Here is a 22,564-nt window from a genome sequence, read left to right as displayed (position 1 = left end):
AACTATCGGGTTTTAATGGTAAAAAACACCTAAATGAGTAATTTCAAAAAAATAGTTCCTTTTATATACCCATATAAAAAATATGCATTCTTAAACATTTTTTTTAATGTTCTGTATGCGCTTTTCAGCACGCTTTCATTTGTTGCTTTAATACCGATGCTTCAAGTGTTATTTGACAAAACAAAAGCAAACAATGTAAAACCCGTATTTAAAGGGATTTTACAGCTTAAGGAATATGGAGAAGACTATTTAAGCTATTATATTACTACAACAAAAGGAACTCACGAATCTGGCTACGTTCTTTCCATTATGGTTGCTATAATCATCTCAATCTTTTTGTTAAAAAATTTAGCCGATTATTTGGCGATGTTTTTTATCAATTTTTTGAGAAATGGTGTTTTAAAAGACATGAGAAATGCTTTGTACAAAAAAACACTAGAACTTCCTTTGGCTTTTTATTCTGAAAAAAGAAAAGGAGATGTAATTTCTAGAATTTCAGCCGATGTAAACGAAGTTCAAAATTCATTTTTGGCAATCTTAGAACTCATCGTAAAAGAGCCTTTAACCATTATTTTTACAATAGCTACCATGCTTATCATCAGTGCCAAACTGACTTTGTTTGTTTTTATTTTTATTCCAGTTTCAGGATATATTATTTCATTAATTGGAAAACAACTTAAAAAACAATCTACAAAAGCTCAAGAAGAACAAGGAAGATTTCTATCTACTATCGAAGAAACAATTGGCGGATTAAAAGTAGTAAAGGGATATAATTCTGAAAATTACTTTAATACTGTTTTTCAAAATTCGACAGAACGTTTTTTCAATTTATCAAACAGTATTGGAAACCGTCAAAACTTGGCTTCTCCTGCGAGTGAGTTTATGGGAATTACCGTTATTGCCATTTTACTTTGGTACGGCGGACAGATGGTTTTAATTGACAAAACTTTAGAAGGCGCCGCTTTTATCGCTTACATGGGATTGGCTTATAACATTCTAACTCCCGCAAAAGCCATTTCTAAAGCTTCTTATGGCGTAAAAAGAGGAAACGCCGCAGCAGAACGTGTTCTTGAAATTTTGGAACAAGAAAACACTATTGTTTCTAAAGAAAATGCGATTGAAAAATCGACTTTTGACGACAATATCGACATTCAAAATATCAACTTTAAGTACGAAGAAGAAACTGTTTTAAAAGACTTTTCTCTTCAAATTAAAAAAGGGCAAACTGTCGCGCTTGTAGGTCAATCTGGAAGCGGAAAAAGTACTATCGCAAACCTACTGACTCGTTTTTATGATGTAAACGACGGAACAATTTCTATTGACGGTATCAACATTAAAGATATGAATCTGCAATCGCTTCGTAGTTTAATGGGACTAGTTACACAAGACAGTATTTTATTTAATGATACTATTAAAGCCAATATTTCATTAGGAAAGCTAGATGCCAGTGATGATGAAATAATCGAAGCTTTGAAAATCGCTAATGCCTATGAGTTTGTAAAAGATCTTCCGCAGGGAATTTATACCAACATCGGAGATAGCGGAAACAAGCTTTCTGGAGGACAAAAACAACGCTTATCGATTGCAAGAGCGGTATTAAAAAATCCACCGATTATGATTTTAGACGAAGCAACTTCTGCATTAGATACTGAAAGCGAAAAATTTGTTCAGATCGCTTTAGAAAACATGATGCAAAACAGAACTTCTATTGTAATTGCCCACCGTCTTTCGACAATTCAAAAAGCAGACATAATCGTGGTAATGCAAAAAGGAAAAATTGTTGAGCAAGGAACACATGATGAACTAATTGCTCACAACGGAACCTACAATAAACTGGTAACTATGCAGTCTTTCGAGTCTTAAGCACAAAACAAAGACTTAACAAATAAACGAACACAGATTAAAGAATTATTAAACCTGATTTTAATTTCTTTAATCTGTGTTTATTTTTATAACTTTAGGTTAGTTAAAGAATAAACTTTTTAACGCTCCCTAAAAATGTATATTAACAACCCTAATATCAAACTGCCAGACGATCCTAATACGATTGTTTGGAAATATCTTGATTTATCTAAATTTCTAGACTTATTACTTTCGAAGAAGTTATTTATGTCTCGTTCTGACAAATTTGAAGATCAATACGAAGGTACTTTTAGCGAACCTACTTACGAAGAAATAAAAAAACTTGCGGTTGACAATCCTGATTTCCTAAGTTACTACAAAACACATCGAGAAAAAGTTGCGATCAGCAGCTGGCACATCAATGAATACGAATCGTTTGCAATGTGGCAGATTTTTACTCAAAACAGCGAAGGATTAGCCATTCAATCTACGATTGGAAGATTACAAAAAGCTTTAAAACCAGAAAACAATTTCGACCAATATATAGGCGAAGTAAACTACATTGATTACAAAAGAGAATACATTCCGTTTGACGATTTATTCTTTCCATTTTTATTCAAAAGAAAAAGCTTTCAATATGAACGCGAAGTCCGAATTATTACTGATACTTCAAAAAGCAATATCAAAATAAACGATGGCTTAAGAATCAATGTTGACCTTAAATACCTTATCGAAAAAATATACATCCATCCTAAATCAGAGAACTGGTATAAAAAACTTGTAATTGATTTAGTTCACAAACTAGATCATGATTTTGACATCGAAAAATCAGATCTGGAAAGTGATATATTGATATAAAGATTCTGAGGCACTAAGTTTTTTTATTGCCACATATTAAGAAGATTTCTTGATTCATTTTGAATCAAACAAAAAAAACTTCAAAAATTAGCCGGCTAATTTTTGAAGTTTTTTTTGTTACTTGGAAAGAACCTTAGACTCTTAGCGCCTCAGAACCTTAGTCCCTTTTAAATAGGCTTATAATTTTTCACTTCCCATTTTTTCGAAGTCAAATCGATATAATTGTAATGCAGAACATCGTTTTTATCAAACTGTCCATTTTGGTTGGTATCTTCAATGGTTCTAAAGTATAAACGGCTTTTAGATTCAATCAAATTCCAATCTACCAACTCTTGCAAATCAGCAGAAACTTTTGTGAAGTTTTCTCCACTGATGTCACTTAAATACAAGGTTTTAATATCGCTTGTATCAATTTTACCATCTTTGTTAGTATCTGAATCTGTTAAAGTATAAACCATAACTTTATTCTGCGTTTTGTCTGCAACCGTTTTCAAATAAGTGGCAGTTAAAATTAAAACAGGTTTATCTGAAAGCGGACGAATTGAATCTGAATCTGCTTTTTGAAATTTTAAATTCTGAAGATATCCCGTAATTTCATATTCTCCCAAATTAGAGATTGTAAAACTTATATCATTCACGCTCGAAGAACCGTAACGTGCTTTTGAACCCTTTTCAAAAACCCTTAAATCACCAACAGGATGAATTAAATAATTCGTTCCTTCCATCTGAATAGGCAAATCTGCAATTTCAATTTGTGTCGAATCACTCTTTGTGACAGCTCCAACTTTATTTGAACCATCATAAATCACTTTTGGCTTTTGCTGCACTTCATCTTTACAACTCATTAATGTACCGATGATTATTAAGGCTATATATTTTAAGGAATTTTTCATGCTTGCAAATTATATTAGAATATCAAATATAGTATTTTTGATCGTATTATCTGTTTTTATTGAATTTTACTAAAGTAAAGATATTAAGAAACACAATTCCAAGATAACCTAAAAATACAATCCAATTTTGTTTATACAAAGATAAGTAATACTCGTACTTTCTCTTTCTCTCCTGTTCCAAGATATAATCTTTATTAGCTTCGTAATAACCACATGTAATTGGGACAATTTTTACACTTATTTGATTCTTAGGCTTTGGTATTTTCAAAACAAAAAAGTTGTTTTTATATTGCATAAACAATGTTTCTTTTTCAGCAAAGAAGATATCCAAAATTTCAATATAAACTTCATATCTCATCTTAGTACCAAAACAAACTTGAATTCCATTTATTGTATCATTTGTACGATTTAATTCTTTTAAATCTAATCGAAGTTCATTTAACTTTTTTCTTTCTAAATCCAAGGAATTATTAAAATTAAAAACTTTATAATTCCTTTTATAAGCCATAACCTTTTCTATCTCAGCAGAGTCGCTAGGGATATAAATATCGATACACCCCTCTTCTTTAAAAGCATCAACTTTATAAAAATGATAAAAGCACAGTAAAGGAATAACAATTAAAGAAATCATTCCGGGAACATAATAAATCCTTCTTCTATTTTCCCGTTTCCTTATCATAACCGTGCATTCAGCTTTATATTAAAAACTCTTGAAGTCATAAAATTTGGAATCGCGTATTGATTTTTAGAATAAACATCGCGAACCCAAGTATTTGTAATCGCATTTTGATTGTTGAAAATATTAAAAATCTCTAATCCAACAGATAACTCTTTAAAATTTTTAAGCCAGCCTGTTTTGGCATTCTGAGTACTGCTGTCAACAAAAACTTTAGCAAAACCAATATCAGCTCTTCTATAATCATTTAATCTGTTTTGATACAAATAAGGATCAGAATACGCTGGCGCGCCTCCAGGTAAACCAGTATTATACACTAAATTAAGATACACTTTTACACTTGGAATATTTGGCATATAATCCTGAAACATCATTGCAAATTTCAAACGCTGATCTGTCGGACGTGCGATATAACCTTTGTTCTCGTAATTCTCTTCGGTTTTCAAATATCCAAAACTAACCCAAGATTCAGTTCCAGGCACAAATTCTCCATTCAATCTAAAATCCAAACCTTGCGCATATGCTTTAGCATTATTATTGGCAACATATCGAATTCGAACATTGTCTATAGAATACACATTTACATCTGAAAGTGACTTATAATAAACTTCTGTAACCCATTTAAAAGGGCGATTCCACATTTTAAAATTGTAATCATTACTCAAAACAACATGAACTGCTTCCTGTGCTTTTACATTCGGATTTACTACTCCATTCAAATCACGGAGTTCTCGATAGAAAGGCGGCTGATGATACAATCCTCCAGAAATTCTAAAAACCATGTCCATATCCCAATCTGGTTTTATTGCAAATTGCGCTCGCGGACTCAGTACAAACTGATTTTTTCCCTCAACTGCTGCGCCCGAAACATTCCAACCTTGAAAACGAGCACCTATATGAAACCAAATCTGATTGAAACCAATTTCAGATTGTTTATTCCATTGTGTATAACCTGAAAATCTATTTATAGTATTAAAATTTGTCGCTCGAACGTTCTGATAAGGCAAAAGCGGACCTTCATAAGGTGTGTAAGGCTGATTATTTTTAGGCAGAAGAACTAAAGGCGGATTTACAGAAAATCCAGCCGAATCAATCACTTCCCACTCGACTACTCTATCACGAATTGATTCTCTTGTATATTTTAATCCAAATTCAAGCTGACTTTCTTTCCAGTCTTTAGAACCTTTAATTTCAACATTTGCGATTAAAGCATCCAAATCATTTCTGGCGTGATTTAGTTGCGAACCAATTCCACGAGTAAAATCGACCGCTGTCTCGTTAGTTCCATCCTCTGCTGCTGCATTTCCTAAACGATATTGCGCCAAAATATCAAAATGTTCTTTTTCTGTAGTATGAAATAATGAACCAATCAATTTTAAAGTAAGCGATGGCGAAACTTTATAAGTTGTCTTTAAAGCTCCAAAGTAAGTATCGTATTGATCTTTTTCCTGACCTTCATAATATACTGCAAGCGCCATTGGCTGATCGATAGTTCCAAATTTTGTTTCTCTGGTTAATGGCTGATATAAGTATTTATTCTGCGAAATATTTCCCAAAAAGCTCATTTGCCATTTTTCAGAAATATCGTAATTTATGTTAGTTTGAAAATCTGCAAAAGTCGGCGTATAATTTGTCTTTGTATCTTGACTATTTACTAATAAACTATTATTTCTGTAGCGAACTCCAGTTACTGCAGACCATTTTTTGTTTTTTGAAACGGCATCGACAGAAGCGCTTCCTCCTAAAAAACTGGCTTCTAAGGAAGCTCCAAACCGAGTTGGTTTTCTATAAGTAATATCTAAAACAGATGATAATTTATCTCCAAACTTAGCCTGAAATCCACCTGCCGAAAAATCAACATTCTGAACCAAATCTGTATTAGTAAAACTCAAACCTTCCTGTTGTCCTGACCGAATTAAAAACGGACGATAAACTTCGACTTCATTAACGTAAACTAAATTCTCATCATAATTACCACCTCGAACTGCATATTGTGTACTAAGTTCATTATTTGAATTTACGCCCGGAAGTGTTTTTAAGATATTTTCTACACCTGCATTTGCACCGGGAACTTTTTTTATTGCTGTTACATCGATTGTTGCAATTCCTTGAACACGTTTTCTGTTTTTTGATGACACAAAAACTTCTCCCATCTGCTCTTCGGAATTACTCATTACAGGATTAAAAACAAAAAACTCATTTGGCTTTAAATTAACCGTTAAGCTTATCATTTTTAAAGAAATATGGGTAAAAATTATGGAGACTTTCTTGTTTGAAATCACATCAATTTCAAAGAAACCATTGGCATCAGACTGTGTACTGCTTTTACCAGATGTGATATTTACATTAGAAACAATATTATTTTCATCGTCGACAATAATGCCCTTAACATGACCGTTTTGAGCAAACAAAACACATGTAAAAAACACAAAAAACAAGGCAGATATGAACCTATTATTATACAACTATTTGGGTTTTATTTTTGTTGACTTCTAAGAAAACGCGTTTCAAAGATAGAAGAATTACCAACATTATCAATTACTTCAATTTTTAAATCATTTGCTCCTTCAAGCAGCAATTGAGGATCAAAAGTGTGTGTAATCTTTTTGTTTTTATTTTCATATTCAAACAAAACCCATTTTCCGTTCAAATACCCATTATAGGATTTAATTCCTGACGAAGAATCACTGATAATAAATTCAATTTTTTTCTGATCGCTGATCCATTTATCCTGAACCAGCTTTGTAATTTTAATAACAGGCTTTATAGTATCTAATACTAAACCATATTGTCCTAATACTTTTGATTTTGCCGTATAAACATCTCCTTTTCTAATCGTTCCATTGTAACTGCTGCTTGCTCCGCTTATTCTTCCAATAAAAACTTTGTCGCGCAAGGCTTCAGAATAAGTATTATCCTTGATGGTTATAGTAAAATTAGAATGCACAGGAACTGTGTCATCATGTACATAAATTCGATTGTTTTTAACATCAAAGTTTAAATTAAAATCATCGTAAAATGTTCCTGCAGGAAAGAAAACAGACATATTGTCTTTTTCGAAATTAGAATCTTTATTGTATTTAACAAAATACTTAGATGTACTCGCTTCTGCCGGCACCAAAGGAACAGCTGAATCATATTCGATTGGAACAGTGATCGAATTTAAATTCCCGTAATAATCTGAAACTTCAATTCTATAAGTTGACGCCAAATTAGGTTCTGCCGTAATTATCCCTCTAGACGCATCCGTTTTTATAATGCTTAACGCAAAAGGTGTTTTCATGAAAAGCTTCTGAATACGCTGACTTGTTTTTTTGTATCGAGAATAATCAATAAATGCATTGATGTAACGCATTTCATCAAATGAATAGGTATTAAATTGATAGTTGTAATTTTGATTTCCATTCAAAAATGTCGAAACATTAAAAACGCCATTTTTATTAAAAGAAACATCATCAGTATCAACAGCATTAATTCCAAAACCGATTTTTCCATTCGTTTTTACTTTTCCAGCAAGATAGGTCCCGTCTTTTTGAAGTGTCATATTAAGCAGCAAAGGCTGTTTAGATTGATTAACTGAGGCATTATCTAATGGGTAAACATACAAGCTCGACAAAGTTGGTTTCTTTGTATCTTTAATATTTTTATCAAACCCAAAGAACATTGGATTAATAACAAACTCTGTTTTTGAATCTCTAATTTCAAAATGCAAATGCGGCCCTTCAGATGAACCTGTATTTCCAGAAAGTGCAATTAACTGTCCTTTTGTAACTGGAAGATCGCCTGGTTTCGGAAATAATTCAATTTCATAAGCTTTTTCAGCATAATGCGCTTTGGTTACATAATCTTGAATCGCTCCTTTAGTGGTTTGCAAATGCCCATAAACAGAAGTATACCCATTTGGATGCGTAATGTAAATACATTTTCCGTTTCCAAACGTCGAAATCTTAATTCTCGACACATAACCATCGGCAATTGCATAAACGTTCAGTCCTTCTCTCTGATTGGTTTTCAAATCAAAACCTGCATGAAAATGATTCGGCCTTAATTCCCCAAAATTACCCGAAAGCTGCATCGGAATATCTAATGGCGGTCGAAAATAATCTTTAGGATATTGTGTTTGGGCAAAAATAAAGTGGCCGCACAAAAGGGCAAATACAGAAAATCTCATAAATAACATTTTTGCTAAGATAAAAAATTAACAGGTAAAAACCGAAGATATAGCCACAAAAACACAATTGATTGAAATTCATTTATTTGTCTATTTTTAATGCAAAAAAATCGATAAAAAATTGCATTAATAAAAAGGAATATTAACTTTGTATGATTAAGTAATGAATAGGATGTATAATGAGTGTAATTGCCGAAATAATTGATACTCTTGAATATAAAATTGAAAAGCTGTTTGAGAAATCAAAAAGCTTGGAAAAGAATAATCAGGTATTACAATTAGAATTAGCCAAAGCTGCGCAAATTATTCGAAAACAATCTGAGGAGATTGAAGCTTTGAAGAAGCAGTATGACACACTTAAGATAGCCAATTCGTTGCTTGGCAGCGACGACAACAAGAGAGAGACAAAGCTTAAAATAAATTCATTAATTCGCGAAATTGATTACTGTATAGCACAACTATCAGATTAGATAACATGGACGGAAAGCTTAAAATCAAAATATCAATTGCAGACCGAGTTTACCCATTAACGGTAGATCCAGCTCAAGAAGAAGGACTTAGAAGTGCTTCAAAAAAAATTGATGCCATGATTAAGCAGTTCGAAGAAAGTTACGCAGTTCGCGACAAACAAGATGTATTAGCCATGTGCGCACTGCAATTTGCATCGCAGGTGGAACAAAAACAAATTGATAACGCAATCGATGGCGAGCAAACTATCGAAAGAATTAAAAAATTAAATTTGCTTTTAGATCAATATCTCGAAAACTAAACGTTCTTTACAGAAACTAAGATACTGCCTACATTAGTTCACAATTGGTAAACTCAACACTAACAATTTAGAATGAGCAAATCATCACTACTATAGCATGCCACGCTTTATTGCGAGGAAACTTGAACAGTGAGTTAGCTCAAAACTTGTCTTTACGAGTTTATTCAAGCAATTAATGTAGGCTTTTTTTATATATAAACCTTAACAAACATGGACATCATAACGATCATTATTGGTATAGTAGGTATTGCAGCAGGTTTTGCAATAGCTAAATTTATCGAGAAAAGTAATATTTCAAACCTAATAAAAAACGCAAAAAAAGAAGCAGCTTCTATTTTAAAAGACGCTAATTTAGAAGCCGAAAATATTAAAAAAGATAAAATTCTTCAAGCAAAAGAACGCTTTATCGAATTAAAATCAGAACACGAACAAGTTATTTTAGCACGAGATAAAAAAGTTGCTGAAGTAGAAAAAAGAGTACGTGATAAAGAATCTCAAGTTTCTAATGAGCTTTCAAAAGCTAAAAAAGTAAACGACGATTTTGAATCTAAAACAGCTGAATACAACAATAAAATTGAGGTTTTAGACAAAAAACAAGCTGAAGTTGACAAGTTACACAAAAGTCAATTACAGCAGCTTGAAGTTATCTCTGGACTTTCTGCAGAAGAAGCAAAAGAACAATTAGTTGAAGGCTTAAAAGCAGAAGCTAAAAGCAAAGCTATGTCTCATATTCAAGACACAATTGAAGAGGCAAAACTTACTGCACAGCAAGAAGCTAAAAAAATCATCATCAACACCATTCAAAGAGTTGGAACGGAAGAAGCAGTTGAAAATTGCGTTTCTGTATTCAACATCGAATCTGACGATGTAAAAGGTAGAATCATTGGTCGTGAAGGCCGTAACATTAGAGCTCTTGAAGCTGCAACTGGAGTTGAAATTATAGTTGATGATACGCCAGAAGCAATCATTCTTTCTTGTTTTGATCCAGTTCGTAGAGAAATTGCTCGTTTGTCATTACACAAATTAGTAACTGACGGACGTATTCACCCAGCTAGAATTGAAGAAGTTGTTGCAAAAACAGCTAAACAAATTGATGACGAAATAATTGAAGTTGGTAAACGTACTGTTATCGACTTAGGAATTCACGGCTTACATCCAGAACTGATTAAAGTTGTTGGTAGAATGAAATACCGTTCATCTTACGGTCAAAACTTATTACAACACTCAAGAGAAGTTTCGAAACTTTGCGGTATCATGGCAGCTGAATTAGGCTTGAATGTAAAATTGGCAAAAAGAGCTGGGTTACTGCACGATATTGGTAAAGTTCCAGATACAGAAAGCGATTTACCTCACGCGTTGTTAGGTATGCAATGGGCTGAGAAATACGGAGAAAAAGAGGAAGTATGCAACGCTATTGGTGCTCACCACGACGAGATCGAAATGAAATCATTATTATCTCCAATTGTTCAAGTTTGTGATGCTATATCAGGGGCAAGACCGGGAGCGAGACGCCAGGTTCTAGATTCATACATTCAACGTTTGAAAGATCTTGAAGAAGTAGCTTACGGGTTCAGCGGTGTAAAAAATGCTTACGCAATTCAAGCTGGTAGAGAACTTCGTGTTATTGTTGAAAGTGAAAAAGTTTCTGATGACAATGCAGCAAACTTATCATTTGAAATCTCACAAAAAATTCAAACTGAAATGACTTACCCTGGTCAAGTTAAAGTAACTGTAATTAGAGAAACTAGAGCTGTAAATATTGCAAAATAACAGCTAATCTATACATAAAAAACAAAAAGGCAGCTCTCTACGAGCTGCCTTTTTTAATTCTATCTAATTAAGAAGCGTTTAAAGATCATTAAACGTGATTTTAAAACTCGTTCCTACTCCTACCTCACTTTCTACAGAAACTGTTCCTTTCATAGCTTCTATTTGATTTCTGGTTATGTACAAACCTATTCCTCTTGCCTCTTCATGTTTATGAAATGTTTTATACATCCCAAATAATAAATCACCATATACCTTCAAATCAATTCCTAAACCATTATCCGTAATCTTTAATGATTTATGTCCATCTGTTTCCAAACCATAATCAAAAACAATAACTGGATCTCGATCAGGATGCGCATACTTTATTGCATTAGTTGTAAAATTCAACAAAACACTCTCTAAATAAGCGGGATTAAAATTTATTATCAAGTACTCAGGCACATTATTTATAATTGTGACCTTTTTCTGTTTACTGTGCCCTTTTATTGTCGAAATAGTTTTCTCTATATACTCAAAAAGCTTTAACGGCCCAACTGTTATATTAATATTGCTTTGCGTTTTTACGATCTGACTGAGATTTGAAATCGTTTCATTTAAATCATTAGAAACCGTACGCAAATGCTCCAGCATTTCGGTAACCGTTTCTTTATCGCCATCAGCATCAATAAAATCTAAAATTGATTTTATATTCCCTGCCTGAGTATTTAAATTATGCGAAACAATATGCGAAAAATTGAGCAGTCGGCTATTTTGATCGCTGTACAACTTCATTGTTTTCAAAAGCTCAAGCTCCTTTTCTTTCTGTAACGATATATCAGTATGCGTTCCTATAACACGCAATGGCTTTCCATTTTCATCACGTTTGATAACCTTACCGCGATCTAAAATCCATTTATAATTACCGCTGGAAGTCATTACACGATGGTAATTTTCATAATAGGGGATCTTATTTTCAAAATGCTCCTTGATATCCGAATAATATTTTGGAAGATCATCAGGATGTACAATTTTATCCCAACGCTCCGGATCGTCAAAAATATCAGTTGACTCTAATTCTAAGATTTTTAATGATAATGACGAATAAAAAACATTATTAGTCACCATATCCCAATCCCAAATTCCAACTGTAGAAGCATCTAGAGCAAACTGAAAACGTTCTTCAGAAATACGAAGTTTCTCTTCTTTATCTTTAAGTTCAGTTATATCTGAAACATGTCCAAAAAAACTCACTTTATCACCGTCAGATAATTCAGTTTTAGCCGAAATCCTAAACCAGCGAAGTCCTTTTTTTGGTAAAACTGCTCTAAACTCAATCTCCCAAGGTTTAATTTCTTTTCGCGCCTTCACCAAACTCTGAAAAAACATATCTCGGTCTTGCGGCAAGATTCTTTCGTAGATAATCAGTTTTATATCATCTGTAAATTTATCTATCGCAAGTTCAAAAATTTCATCAACAGATCTGCTTACAAGAGGAAATGAATACTGATTATCTGCATCTATCACAAACTGAAAAATCAAGTCTGGCACTTCTGCAAGCAGCTTTTTGTAAAAATTATTAACTTCTAAGCAATCTTCACTATTAAAAAAATCAAAAACCATACGCCGTCATTTAAGTAAATAATTACTTTATCAAAATCAAATTCAAAAGTCTTCTTATCGCTTTTTATACTTTCTTTTTAACATTAAATCAAACACAATATATTAATTTTTGCTTAAAAACACAGGTTAAGCATAAAAAAAAATTATTTTCTTGGATGGAATGAATGCATCACTTCTTTCAAGAAACTTCGATCAAGATGTACGTAAATTTCTGTTGTGGTAATAGATTCATGTCCGAGCATTAATTGAATTGACCTCAAATCGGCGCCGTTTTCTAATAAATGTGTCGCAAAAGAATGACGTAATGTATGCGGACTAATTGTTTTACTTAATTTAATTTTTACTGCCAGATCTTTTATTATCGTAAAAATCATAGCACGAGTAAGCTGATTACCTCGGCGATTTAAAAACAAAGTATCTTCAAAACCTTTTTTAATATTTAGATGCACCCGAATTTCATTTTGATAAATCTCTATGTATTTTCGAGTTACCTTTCCTATGGGAACAAAACGTTCTTTATTTCCTTTCCCAGTAATCTTCACAAAACCTTCATCAAAAAACAAATCAGAAATTTTGAGCGAAACCAACTCCGAAACCCGAAGTCCGCAGCCGTACAAAGTTTCCAGCATAGCTCGGTTTCGTTCCCCTTCGTTACTGCTCAAATCTATTGCAGCAATTAAAGCATCAATTTCTTCCACAGACAATGTATCTGGTAATTTCCTGCCGGTTTTAGGACTCTCAATTAACTCTAAAGGACTATCGTTTCTATAATCTTCAAAAACCAAATAATTAAAAAAGCTTTTCAAACCAGAAATAATTCTAGATTGAGATCTTGGGTTTACTTCCTTAGATACTGAATAAATAAACTGCTGAATTGTTTCATCAGTAATTTTTAAAGGCGAAACATCAATTTGATTGGTTTCTAAAAAAAGACACAAACGTTCTATATCAAAGCTATAATTCTCAATTGTATTTTTAGACAATCCTCTTTCTATACGCAAATACGATTGGTAGTCTTTTATGTAATTATTCCATTTCATACTTTACAAAGTAAAACATTTTTAACCATAAAAAAACCTTCCTAAAATCTAGGAAGGTTTTATACAAAATATCGTTTTAAGATATTAGAATTTATAAGCTAAAGTCAATGCCAAAACACTATTTTTTGGGCTATCATAAGCTTCCTCCCAAGTATCAGCATCATAATCTGCAATATTTGACAAACCTACAGTATAACGAAGTCCAACAGAAACATTTTCTGTAAAATTATATCCAGCTCCAAAATTAAATCCAGTATCTACAGATTTAAAACCATCTTTAGCATCACGACCATCATTTTTAGCCGAAACTAAAAAACCTAATTGCGGACCTGCTTCTACGGTAAACTGTTTGGTAACATAAAATTTAGCCAAAACAGGAATATTGATATAATTTAATTTAGAATCAAAATCACCAAAAGACCCGCCATCAAATTTAGCACCTTGAGTCGAAAACAAAACCTCAGGTTGAATTGCTAATCTCTCGATAATTTTAATTTCAGCAAAAGCACCTACTTGAAAACCAACTAAGGACTTAGTGTCATAATAATCTCCACCTGCAAAACTTGTAAGATTAAGACCTCCTTTAACTCCGAATCTTGTTTGTTGTGCATTAGCAAATCCAAATACCATTACTGCTATAGCAGCTAAAATAATTCTTTTCATTACAATTTGTTTTTACGTTATATAGTTCAAATATAAAAATATTCTTCATAATTCTATATTAGGAATTTAACAAATAAAATAGTAACAAGACATTAAACCGCTAATTTAAAAGCATTTGATTCTACAACAAGACTATTATATCTACAAAAAAAGCCCTCCTCAAAAGAGGAAGGCCACTTAAAACCAACTAAATATTTTATTTAGAATTTATAGATCACTCCAAATCTAACATCTCTTAAGTCTGTACCAAAACCAAAATTATTGCTTTTGTCAGCACCATGACCACCATTGTTGTTTACGCTATATTCTAAACCTGCCCAACTTGCTTCAATAGCAAAATGATTAGACAAGAAATAACTTAAACCTAAACCTACATTTGCACCAACTTGATTTGTTTTGAAATCTCCAGCTTTACTGTTCGTAAAATCAAGACCTGCTTGACCAAAAACTGAGAACTGAGAAGCAGGAGTAAAATAGTATCTACCAAAAGCTCCAGCTGTAAATGAATTCGTTTTGTCATCACCAACCTTATCAGAACCAAAACCTAATTTTGCCCCAATAGCAATGTTTTCAGACACAAAGTAACCTACTTTTGGCTCAATCTCAAAACCGCTGGTTTTTACATCACCTGTTTTTGTAGAACCTACAGTTAAAGCTCCAGAAATAAAAGCATCTCCTTTAGCAAATCCACCAGTTTGTGCATTAGCAAATGCAAAACCTAATACTGCAATAGCAGTTAAAATAACCTTTTTCATAATTTATTTTTTTTAATTACAGAGCACAAAAATAAGATTGCGCTTGTTAAAAAAAGACCATAATAAGTCATTTTAATAGCAAAATAAGACAGAATTAGACTACAAATAAACAGCTGATTTCCAAACAATTAGAAGAAAACACTAATACAAAAGCACTTAAAACTTAAAAAAAAGTGTGAATTTTAATAATTTTATAAAGCTTGATATAAAGCAATAAATTGAAAATAATGTAGTTTTGACTTAATAAATAACATATAAACACGAAACCCCTAAAAACATTTTTATGAAAAAAATACTTTTAGCCGCTGTATTGTTCTTAGCAACATCAGCAACCATTCAAGCACAATTATTACAAATTGGAGTAAAAGCCGGAGTTAACTTTGCAAGCCAAACTGGTGATGCAGGTCTTAATGGAGTAGCGTTTGACAAAGACGGAATTACAAGCTATCATGCTGGTCTTGTTGCCGAACTTAAATTATTAGATAAATTTGCAATCCAACCAGAACTTTTATATTCAACTCAAGGTGCAACATACAAAAATGCAGTAAGTGAGTTTAAAAATGAATTAGGTTACCTATCTATACCAGTAATGGCGAAATTTTATTTAACAGATTCTTTCAGTTTAGAAGTTGGTCCACAAGCCTCATTTTTATTAAGTGAAAAAAATGATTTTGACGTTAAAGATGCTGAAACTTTTGAATTTGGTCTTAATGCTGGTTTAGGAGTAAAATTGACTAAAAATATCTTCCTTCAAGGTCGCTATGGCTTAGGACTTACTGAAGCTTCAAAAAATGCTGACGTTAAAAATTCAACATTTCAAATCTCTGCTGGATTTATGTTCTAAAAAGAATATCACATAGTTTTACAAAAACCGTTCAATTAATTAGAACGGTTTTTTTATTTTTACACTTTGGTGAAATGTTTCCGTTAAAACGTAAAGTAAACTCATATCACTTATAATTAAAATCAAATTCTTTATGAAAATCTGCATTATCAACGGACCAAATTTAAATCTTTTAGGAAAAAGAGAACCTGAAGTTTACGGAAGTCAAACTTTTGAAGATTATTTTGAAACGCTGATACAGAAATATCCAAACGTTGAACTTTCGTATTATCAAAGCAATATCGAAGGCGAATTGATTGGAAAAATTCAGGAAGTTGGTTTTACTTTTGATGGAATTATTTTAAATGCAGGAGCATACACTCACACCTCTATAGGTTTAGGTGATGCTATGAAAGCGGTTACAACACCGGTAATCGAAGTACATATTTCAAACACTTATGCCCGCGAAAGCTTCAGACATCAGTCTTATTTGTCTGGAAACGCAAAAGGTGTCATTTTAGGTTTTGGTTTAAAAAGCTACGATCTGGCGATTCAATCTTTCTTGTAAGTCTTTTTTTAACAATTTTTTAATAAGCTCGTTTTTAACTTATTCTATTTTTGTGAGAGAAACCACTCTCATGAAAAACTTTACTGTACTCGCCTTTTTAATTTTTTCAATTTCCAATTTTGCCCAAATCAAAGGGACAATAACTGATCTAAAAGGAAATCCACTGCCTTTTGTTTCAGTTTTTGAAGAGAATACTTATACCAGCACCACTTCAAATGAGCAGGGAAAATACCAGCTTAATGTAAAAGAAATTGGTAAAAATAAAATCACCTTTCAATATTTAGGTTTTAAAACTCAAAAACAAACCGTTGCTTCTGATTCTAAAATACTGATTTTAGATGTAAAAATGGAAGAAGAAAATTTTGAACTTAATGAAGTTGTAATTAATTCAAAAGACAACCCCGCAAATGCCATTATAAAAAGTGCTATTGCAAACAAAAAAAGTAATTCTGAAAAAACGGCTCGTTATACCGCCGATTTTTATTCGAAAGGAATGTTTAAAATAAAAGATCTTCCTAAGAAAATAATGGGGATGAAAGTCGATATCGGCGACGAAATGGCTTCAAATTTAGACTCGACCGGAACAGGTATTTTATATTTATCAGAAACTATTTCTAAGATTTCTTTTGAGAAACCTGAAAAACTAAAAGAGAAAATCATTGCTTCTAAAATTTCTGGAAATAATAAAGGATTTAGTTATAATACAGCAACTTTATCTACTTATGATTTCTATGATAACACATTAGAATTCAACATTAATCTTATTTCTCCTATCGCTGATAATGCTTTCAATTACTACAAATACAAACTTGAAGGAACATTTTTTGACGATAACAATCAACAAATTAATAAAATAAAGGTAACACCTAAACGTGATAAAGAACCTGTTTTTGAAGGCTACATCTATATAGTTGATGACAGTTTTGCGATTTATGCTGTAGACTTAGACATAAAAGGCTACAGAATGAAAAACGAATTTACTGAAGTAATGAATCTAAAACAGAGTTTCAGTTATAATGTAAAAAATAAAATCTGGTCAAAAAACGCTCAAACGCTTTCTTTCAATGCCGGTGCTTTTGGCGTGAAGTTCTCTGGAAAATTCAATTACGTGTATTCGAATTATGAATTTCCTGCTTCTTTTCAAAAGAAAACTTTTGGCAATGAAATTGTAGCTTTTGAAGCTGATGCAAATAAAAAAGATAATGCTTTTTGGAATCAAATACGTCCAATTCCTTTGACGATTGAAGAAAGTAATGATTACATTAAAAAAGACAGTTTACAAACTATAAGAAAGTCTCAAAAATACACTGATTCAGTCGACGCTAAAAACAATAAGTTTAAAATCTTTGATGTTTTAATGGGCTATGATTATAAAAATACTTTCAAGAAATATTCTTTTGAATATAAAGGTTTATTGAATTTAAGTTCTTTAAGTTTTAATACCGTTCAAGGTTTTAATCTCGATTCGGGATTTTCAATTAAAAAATGGAATGAAGAAAAAGGAACGAGTACTTCTATAAGTACAACCTTTAATTATGGCTTTTCTGATGAACGTTTTCGTGTTACGGGTCAATTCAGCCATCGTTTTAACAACATAAACCATGCATCAATCTGGGCTTCTGGAGGAACAAAAACTGCGCAATTTAACAGCGGTGAACCTATTAGCAATATTGTCAATTCAATAAGTTCCTTGTTTTTCAAAGACAATTACATGAAATTGTACAACTTAGAGTTTGCTCAAATTAATTACGGACAGGATGTTGCTAATGGAATAAACTTAAATGCAAAAATTGGCTACGAACAACGAAAACCACTTTTTAATACTACTGATTATTCTTTCTTTAAAAGAGATGATATTTACACGTCAAATAATCCGCTGGCACCAAACGATTTTATAACTCCTGCATTTGATCAGCATCATTTGTTTAAAACGGCTTTGACTGCACGTATTAATTTTGGAAACAAATACATTTCGAGACCTGATGGACGATATAACATTAAAAACGAAAAATATCCAACTGTATTTTTAGCTTTTGAAAAAGCATTTGCAGCAAGCGAGAAAAAATATGAATTTGAAAGCGTAGGCGCCTCTGTTCAATATGATCTTTCTTTAAACAATAAAGGGGTTTTAGGAATGAACTTTAGAGCAGGCAAATTTTTCAATGCCGAAAATATCTCTTTTATAGATTACAGACATTTTAACGGAAATCAAACACATATCGGAACCAGTGACCGCTATTTGAATGTTTTTAATTTAATGCCATATTACACTAACAGCACAAATGACAGTTATTTTGAGATGCACTTAGAGCACAATGATATGGGCTTTGTAACCAATAAAATTCCGTTGATTAATTTATTAAAATCAACTATGAATCTAGGATTTCATACCCTGGCAATTCCCGACAGAAAACCTTACACCGAGTTTACCGTTGGATTAGACAATTTAGGTTTCGGAAAATTTAAGTTGTTTAGAGTCGATTATGTACATTCTTATCAGGGAGGAATTCAGCAAAACGGCATTGTTTTTGGGCTGAAGATTTTGAATGTATTAGATTAAAAAAGGTTCTAAGATACTAAGGTTCTAAGATGCTAAGTTTTTTTTCTCAGCACCTTAGAACCTTAGTCCCTTTCAATCTCAAAATCAATGATAATCATCTGGTTCGATGTGAATCAAAACATTTCCTAATTGAGGGATTTTTTCTTTTAAGGTATCTTGTAATTTATGTGATAAATCGTGACCTTCTTTAACAGAGATTTTTGCTGATACTATAGCATGAAGATCAACATGATATTTCATTCCTGCTTTACGAATAAAACATTTTTCGGTTCCTAAAATTCCAACAACGGTTAATGATTTTATTCTAATTTCTTCTACCAAATCATCATTTAGATTCTCATCCATGATTTCACCTAATGCTGGTCTAAAAATTTTATAACTGTTGTAAAGTATAAAAAATGCAGCAAAAAGTGCCGCCCAATCATCTGCAGATTCGTAACCTTTTCCCATAAACAGCGCAATCGAAATCCCAATAAAAGCTGCTACAGAAGTAATGGCGTCACTGCGATGATGCCAAGCATCTGCCGCCAAAGATGAACTATTTGTTTGTTTACTGCGTTTCATTACTAATCGAAACGAATATTCTTTCCAAATAATAATGGCTCCCAAAACATATAAAGTCCATGATTTAGGCAAGGCATGCGGCGTTTGAATATTAGCAATACTTTCGTAACCAATAACAGTTGCTGATGTAATTAAAAATCCGACAACCAAAAATGTAATTAAAGGTTCGGCACGACCATGACCGTATGGATGATTTTCATCTGCAGGTTTATTAGAATACTTAATTCCGAATAAAACCAGACAAGACGAAAATATATCCGTTGTCGATTCGATCGCATCTGCAATCAAGGCATATGAATTGCCAAAAAAACCTGCGAGACCTTTTATAAGGGCCAGGCAGGTATTTCCAACTATACTAAAGATAGTAGCTTTTACAGCTTTTTGTTCGTTTGTCATTTAGACTATTTTTTTTGTCGCGAATTATACAAATTTGCGACAAATATTTTTTACGCTCTCACGATTTTTGCTCCAATTGCTCTCAAACGCTCGTCGATACGCTCATATCCACGATCAATTTGTTCGATATTTTGAATTGTACTTGTTCCTTTTGCAGAAAGAGCTGCTATCAATAATGAAATTCCTGCACGAATATCAGGAGACGACATTGTTGTTGCTTTTAATTGAGATTCGAAATTATGCCCCATAACCACAGCTCTGTGCGGATCACATAACATAATTTTTGCTCCCATATCGATTAATTTATCAACGAAAAACAAACGGCTTTCGAACATTTTTTGATGAATTAAAACATCTCCTTTTGCTTGTGTTGCCACTACTAAAACGATACTTAACAAATCAGGTGTAAATCCTGGCCAAGGTGCATCGGCAATTGTTAAGATTGAACCATCGATATCCGTTTTTACTTCATATCCATCTTTGTGAGCTGGAATATAAATATCATCATTACGTTTTTCAATTGTAATTCCAAGTTTTCTGAATGTATTTGGAATCAAACCTAAATTTTCCCAGCTTACATTTTTAATCGTAATTTCGCTTTTTGTCATAGCCGCAAGACCAATCCAAGAACCAATTTCAATCATATCTGGTAAAATTCTATGCTCGCATCCGCCAAGGCTTTCAACACCTTCGATAGTCAATAAATTAGAACCAACACCAGTAATTTTAGCTCCCATCGAGTTCAACATTTTACACAATTGCTGTAAATATGGTTCGCATGCTGCGTTGTAAACTGTAGTTGTTCCTTTTGCTAAAACTGCAGCCATTACAATATTTGCAGTTCCTGTCACAGACGCTTCGTCTAATAACATATCTGTTCCAGTAAGACCTTCTGGAGCTTCTACTCCGTAAAAATGATCTTCTCTGTTATATCTAAATTTTGCTCCAAGATTGATAAACCCTTCAAAGTGTGTATCTAATCTACGACGACCAATTTTATCTCCTCCTGGTTTAGGAATATATCCTTTTCCAAAACGAGCTAAAAGTGGACCAACAATCATAATAGAACCACGTAAAGCTCCACCTTCTTTTTTGAAAGCTTCAGTTTCTAAATATCCAACATTAACCTCATCAGCTTGAAAAGTGATTGATCCCGGTTCGTTACGTTGAATTTTTACCCCTAAATTACCCAATAATGTGATTAATTTATTGATGTCTATAATATCAGGAATGTTATTAATTTTTACTTTCTCTCCTGTTAGAAGCACGGCACATAAAATTTGTAACGCCTCATTCTTTGCTCCTTGTGGAGTGATTTCTCCTTTTAAAGGAGTTCCTCCTTCGATTTTAAAAATTCCCATAGATTTCTTTTAGGTTCTCAGGTTCTGAGATTCTGAGGTTCTAAGCTAAAAATCTTAGCATCTTAGTACCTTAGCATCTTAACCCTTTTTTATTTCTGATTATTATTTTTTTGAAAGGTCTTTTGTTTACCTCCTTTATTGTTTTTGTTGTTTTGAATTTTTGGCTGTCCAGCTGGCGTTATCTTATTTGAAACACGCTTATTTGTACGCATTAAATCTGTTGTGTTCAACAATTCTTCTGTACTGTGAAGCAGGTTTATTTTTCCTCCCGACAATTCATACAAATGCTCAAAAATTACATCATCTTTTACGGTGTCTTTGTTCCAGCTCAAAAATGATTTTTTCATGTGGTTGGCAATTACCATGACCAATGCATTTTTCATTTCGCCTTCCTCCCATTTATTGGCCACATCGATCATGTATTTGATGTTGTTTCCATAAAATCTGTATTTCGGGAAATTTTGAGGATATTGTAAAACATCTGGTTTTAACTGCAATACATCTCTTGATGGAATTGGATACGGAGATTCTACATTCAATTTAAAATCAGACATAATAAAAAGCTGATCCCATAATTTATGCTGAAAATCCGGCACATCACGCAAATGAGGGTTTAAGCTTCCCATAACCTGAATGATATATTTCGCTGCTTTGTTGCGCGTTTCATCATCTTCAATTGCAGTAGCCTGATCAATCAATTTTTGTAAATGACGACCATATTCTGGAATAATTAATCGTTGTCTTTCAGAATTGTATTCTAAATTAAAAACAACATCATTCGCGACTTCTTTTTTATATTTTTCGTTCATAAGTTATAATGAAACTATACCTTCTATTGTAGAAACTTCTTTGTATTTAACAATTACAGCATCAGAACTGTGCATCGTAACATCTACAGAAACACTGGTAAACTTACCTGTTTTAGATTTTGTTGTTTTAATAACAGCGCCCATATCATCAAAAGCTTTTTCAACACGCTCAACATTGTCTGCTACAGTTGGCACAATAAATTTATACAAATATTCTGCCGGCCAAGTATTTGCGTTATCAAGTTCTACTTTTAATCTTTCGTAAAATTCGGCTGTTTTTTTTTCTTTATCGTTCTCCATTTGTAATTAAAAATAAAGGCAAATATACGATTTTTGAATTTAGAATTTTGAGTTTAGATTTTAGATTTTTTCTATTGAAAAGATAACTGCTTTTTTTCCACAAATTTCGCGAATTTACACTAATCACACTGCTGTAAATTTCTTTAA

General features: G+C 32.5%; 20 protein-coding genes. 8 read left to right on the top strand and 12 right to left on the bottom strand.

Annotated features, from left to right (window positions below):
* Positions 1–33 precede the first annotated feature (33 nt).
* Positions 34–1,863, top strand: a complete 1,830-nt coding sequence (locus tag ACHRVL_RS18740) for an ABC transporter ATP-binding protein (RefSeq protein WP_395414900.1) — start codon at positions 34–36, stop codon at positions 1,861–1,863.
* Between the two features lie 135 nt (positions 1,864–1,998).
* Positions 1,999–2,700: a DUF2971 domain-containing protein gene (locus ACHRVL_RS18735; protein ID WP_395414899.1), complete on the top strand. Its 702-nt coding sequence runs from the start codon at positions 1,999–2,001 to the stop codon at positions 2,698–2,700.
* A gap of 167 nt (positions 2,701–2,867) precedes the next feature.
* Here ACHRVL_RS18735 and ACHRVL_RS18730 read toward each other — a convergent pair whose 3' ends face one another.
* From ACHRVL_RS18730 to ACHRVL_RS18715, 4 genes are read right to left on the bottom strand one after another with little or no spacing between them, the layout of a single operon-like run.
* Entirely contained in the window at positions 2,868–3,593 is a 726-nt protein-coding gene (locus ACHRVL_RS18730; RefSeq protein ID WP_395414898.1) for a hypothetical protein, read from the bottom strand.
* 46 nt (positions 3,594–3,639) lie between these two features.
* Positions 3,640–4,224, bottom strand: coding sequence for a hypothetical protein (locus tag ACHRVL_RS18725; protein ID WP_395414897.1), 585 nt, complete (start codon positions 4,222–4,224; stop codon positions 3,640–3,642).
* A gap of 44 nt (positions 4,225–4,268) precedes the next feature.
* Positions 4,269–6,698 (bottom strand): TonB-dependent receptor plug domain-containing protein, encoded by a 2,430-nt coding sequence (locus ACHRVL_RS18720; protein WP_395414896.1) that lies wholly within the window; start codon positions 6,696–6,698, stop codon positions 4,269–4,271.
* A 47-nt stretch (positions 6,699–6,745) separates the two neighbouring features.
* On the bottom strand, positions 6,746–8,440 hold the full coding sequence (locus ACHRVL_RS18715) for a M23 family metallopeptidase (protein WP_395414895.1): 1,695 nt from the start codon (positions 8,438–8,440) through the stop codon (positions 6,746–6,748).
* A 179-nt stretch (positions 8,441–8,619) separates the two neighbouring features.
* Between ACHRVL_RS18715 and ACHRVL_RS18710 the strand changes: the two genes are divergently transcribed.
* The 3 genes from ACHRVL_RS18710 to rny all read left to right on the top strand — a co-directional run bounded on the left by ACHRVL_RS18710 (position 8,620) and on the right by rny (position 10,979).
* Positions 8,620–8,910, top strand: a complete 291-nt coding sequence (locus ACHRVL_RS18710; protein ID WP_089054145.1) for a hypothetical protein — start codon at positions 8,620–8,622, stop codon at positions 8,908–8,910.
* A 5-nt stretch (positions 8,911–8,915) separates the two neighbouring features.
* On the top strand, positions 8,916–9,209 hold the full coding sequence (locus ACHRVL_RS18705) for a cell division protein ZapA (protein WP_089058357.1): 294 nt from the start codon (positions 8,916–8,918) through the stop codon (positions 9,207–9,209).
* A 210-nt stretch (positions 9,210–9,419) separates the two neighbouring features.
* Positions 9,420–10,979, top strand: a complete 1,560-nt coding sequence (rny, locus tag ACHRVL_RS18700) for a ribonuclease Y (protein ID WP_089054143.1) — start codon at positions 9,420–9,422, stop codon at positions 10,977–10,979.
* Positions 10,980–11,057: 78 nt separating this feature from the next.
* On the opposite strand, the gene ACHRVL_RS18695 is transcribed toward rny, so the two are convergent.
* The 4 genes from ACHRVL_RS18695 to ACHRVL_RS18680 all read right to left on the bottom strand — a co-directional run bounded on the left by ACHRVL_RS18695 (position 11,058) and on the right by ACHRVL_RS18680 (position 15,036).
* Entirely contained in the window at positions 11,058–12,578 is a 1,521-nt protein-coding gene (locus ACHRVL_RS18695; protein WP_395414894.1) for a PAS domain-containing protein, read from the bottom strand.
* A 143-nt stretch (positions 12,579–12,721) separates the two neighbouring features.
* Positions 12,722–13,618: a site-specific tyrosine recombinase XerD gene (gene xerD, locus ACHRVL_RS18690; protein WP_089054141.1), complete on the bottom strand. Its 897-nt coding sequence runs from the start codon at positions 13,616–13,618 to the stop codon at positions 12,722–12,724.
* Positions 13,619–13,702: 84 nt separating this feature from the next.
* Positions 13,703–14,281 carry a porin family protein gene (locus ACHRVL_RS18685; protein WP_395414893.1) on the bottom strand — a complete coding sequence of 193 codons (579 nt, stop codon included), beginning with the start codon at positions 14,279–14,281 and terminating at the stop codon, positions 13,703–13,705.
* Between the two features lie 200 nt (positions 14,282–14,481).
* Positions 14,482–15,036 (bottom strand): outer membrane beta-barrel protein, encoded by a 555-nt coding sequence (locus ACHRVL_RS18680; RefSeq protein ID WP_395414892.1) that lies wholly within the window; start codon positions 15,034–15,036, stop codon positions 14,482–14,484.
* A gap of 283 nt (positions 15,037–15,319) precedes the next feature.
* Here ACHRVL_RS18680 and ACHRVL_RS18675 point away from each other — a divergent pair, with 283 nt between their 5' ends.
* The 3 genes from ACHRVL_RS18675 to ACHRVL_RS18665 all read left to right on the top strand — a co-directional run bounded on the left by ACHRVL_RS18675 (position 15,320) and on the right by ACHRVL_RS18665 (position 18,987).
* Complete coding sequence (locus tag ACHRVL_RS18675; RefSeq protein ID WP_395414891.1) at positions 15,320–15,880, top strand: porin family protein; 561 nt, start codon at positions 15,320–15,322, stop codon at positions 15,878–15,880.
* 133 nt (positions 15,881–16,013) lie between these two features.
* Positions 16,014–16,427, top strand: a complete 414-nt coding sequence (aroQ, locus tag ACHRVL_RS18670; protein ID WP_395414890.1) for a type II 3-dehydroquinate dehydratase — start codon at positions 16,014–16,016, stop codon at positions 16,425–16,427.
* 70 nt (positions 16,428–16,497) lie between these two features.
* Positions 16,498–18,987 carry a DUF5686 and carboxypeptidase regulatory-like domain-containing protein gene (locus ACHRVL_RS18665; protein WP_395414889.1) on the top strand — a complete coding sequence of 830 codons (2,490 nt, stop codon included), beginning with the start codon at positions 16,498–16,500 and terminating at the stop codon, positions 18,985–18,987.
* 84 nt (positions 18,988–19,071) lie between these two features.
* Here the strand turns inward: ACHRVL_RS18665 and ACHRVL_RS18660 are convergent, their stop codons facing one another.
* The 4 genes from ACHRVL_RS18660 to ACHRVL_RS18645 form a co-directional block, all read right to left on the bottom strand.
* A complete protein-coding gene (locus ACHRVL_RS18660) occupies positions 19,072–19,947 on the bottom strand; it encodes a cation diffusion facilitator family transporter (RefSeq protein WP_395414888.1) in 876 nt (291 codons plus the stop codon).
* Between the two features lie 50 nt (positions 19,948–19,997).
* A complete protein-coding gene (gene murA / locus ACHRVL_RS18655) occupies positions 19,998–21,308 on the bottom strand; it encodes a UDP-N-acetylglucosamine 1-carboxyvinyltransferase (protein ID WP_089054134.1) in 1,311 nt (436 codons plus the stop codon).
* An 89-nt stretch (positions 21,309–21,397) separates the two neighbouring features.
* Complete coding sequence (locus tag ACHRVL_RS18650) at positions 21,398–22,117, bottom strand: DUF4290 domain-containing protein (protein ID WP_089058366.1); 720 nt, start codon at positions 22,115–22,117, stop codon at positions 21,398–21,400.
* Positions 22,118–22,120: 3 nt separating this feature from the next.
* Complete coding sequence (locus ACHRVL_RS18645; RefSeq protein ID WP_129023575.1) at positions 22,121–22,417, bottom strand: DUF493 family protein; 297 nt, start codon at positions 22,415–22,417, stop codon at positions 22,121–22,123.
* Positions 22,418–22,564: the final 147 nt, after the last annotated feature.

Origin of the sequence: Flavobacterium sp. FlaQc-28 (assembly GCF_044007415.1) — a bacterium.
Taxonomy (GTDB): domain Bacteria; phylum Bacteroidota; class Bacteroidia; order Flavobacteriales; family Flavobacteriaceae; genus Flavobacterium.
This window is presented reverse-complemented; position numbering and strand designations above follow the sequence as displayed.